General features: G+C 35.5%; 1 protein-coding gene. It reads left to right on the top strand.

Features of this window, described 5'->3' with window-relative positions; translation table 11 throughout:
- Positions 1 to 704 precede the first annotated feature (704 nt).
- A partial coding sequence (gene ltrA / locus ACQKP0_RS25665) for a group II intron reverse transcriptase/maturase (RefSeq protein ID WP_427408647.1) occupies positions 705 to 2,131 on the top strand: 1,427 nt, incomplete at its 3' end.

The raw sequence follows: 2,131 nt of genomic DNA, 5'->3' as shown, positions 1-2,131 counted from the left end.
CTGTGCGAAACGTTTCCTTATAAGTGCCAATGCACGAAATAGGAGAATTGCCTAAATGCAATTACAACTGATTAATCGAAACTCGGAATGAAAGCCGTCATGTTGAGCTGAAACGAGTTATCTGATCCTCCTACATGCGCATAATGGTAGTAGTCAGAATGTGTATGAAGCTAGGTGAAGTCGGCTGAAATGAACCTAAGTTGCTTATATAGAATATGGTCCATGATGGGTCGGGATGCTACAAAATATCTAAGGTGAGAATGTCCAGTTGGACTGACGAACTTGCGAATGTACGGGTCTAGATTTCTAATACGCTCGAAAGACGTATGCTGTAAACGCAGTGTCAAACACCGAAAAGTACGAGTAGTGTATAGGAACTTCGGAATATCTAACAAACGAGGATATAGATTTGACAGGCTTAAAGTAAGCACCTAAGGATATATGTAAAGCTAGATTAATTGGAACGTTGTAAGTAAGAAACATCCACTATTAAACGACTACTATCGGGATGGTGTCTATAAGATTCATAAATATCGAAGTGACTTTATTCTTGCGAAAGTAGGGACATAGTACCGTTGAAGCGTGTAACGAGCGCGGAGGGATGGTCCCAAGTCTCATTCTTTGAAAACTAAGTCAACTAAATGAAACTCACAGGGTCGAGTAAGAGGATGGGATTTCCGCAAGGAAGGAGAAACAATCCATCAGTGGGTACAGCCTTACGACATGCAGAATATTACGGTATGCAGGACATATTTGATGACCTTTATGAGCGAAGTAAAAATAACGCTACAAAAGGTCTTAGGCTATATGAACATATCATATCGAAAAACAATATCTTATTAGCCTTCAGAAACATCAAAGCGAATACAGGTTCAAAAACGGCAGGAACTGATGGCATCACGATTGATAAATATAAGATTGAAAACGTTGATGAATTTATTGAAGAAATCCGAAAAGCATTAAAGAATTATAAACCTCAAACGGTACGAAGAGTTGAAATACCTAAACCGAATGGAAAGAATAGACCGTTAGGTATTCCAACTATGAGAGATAGATTAATTCAACAGATGTTCAAACAAGTATTAGAGCCAATTTGTGAAGCTAAATTTTATAAACATTCGTATGGTTTCAGACCAAACAGGTCAACCCATCATGTAATGGCCAGATGTCAGTACTTAGTCAATAATGTGAAGCTTCATCATGTAGTAGACATTGATATACAAGGTTTCTTTGACAATGTAAGTCATTCAAAATTAATAAAACAAATGTACAGTATAGGTATAAGGGACAAAAGAGTATTAACTATTGTCTTGAAAATGCTAAAAGCACCAATAAAAGGAATAGGTGTTTCAACCAAAGGAACTCCGCAAGGAGGAATCCTATCCCCCCTTTTGTCAAACATTGTTTTAAATGATTTAGATTGGTGGATAGCTAACCAATGGGAACGCTTAAAAACACAACATAATTATGCACCTAATAGTAAGACAAGAGCGTTAAAGAAAACAAATCTTAAACAAATGTATATCGTCAGATATGCAGATGACTTCAAAGTTTTCACAAACTCACATAAATCAGCTATTAGAATATATCACGCAACCAAAGGATACCTAAAAAGTCAATTAAACCTTGATATTTCTACCGAGAAATCAGCGATTACTAATCTAAGAAAAAGAAAATCCGATTTTCTAGGTTTTTCTATCAAAGCAGTAACCAAGCGTAATAGATACGTAGCCAATACACACGTTATGGATAAAAAAGTGAAAAATATACTAGAAAAACTTAGATACTTAATTCGGGAAATTCAAAGTAAGCCAACACCAAAAACTGTCATGGTTTACAACGCTTATATTCTCGGAATCAAAAATTACTTTAAAATCGCAACTCATGTCAATATAGATTTTGGAAAAATAGCCTATCGTCTAACGAAAACCATGTATAATCGTCTGAAATCAATTGGGAAATATGGAAAACCCATTAATCCATCGGAAACATACAAGAGACTTCATAAGAATAATTTCAAAACATATAAAATGGCGGGTTTGTATTTATTCCCCGTAGGGGACATTCAAACAAGAAATGCTATGAATTTCAGTCAATATATATGTAACTACACAAAAGAAGGAAGGCTTAA

It is taken from the genome of Heyndrickxia sp. NPDC080065 (assembly GCF_050281185.1).
Classification (GTDB): domain Bacteria; phylum Bacillota; class Bacilli; order Bacillales; family Bacillaceae_C; genus Heyndrickxia.
The sequence above is the reverse complement of the archived record's forward strand: the minus strand, read 5'-3'. Positions and strand labels throughout refer to the sequence as shown.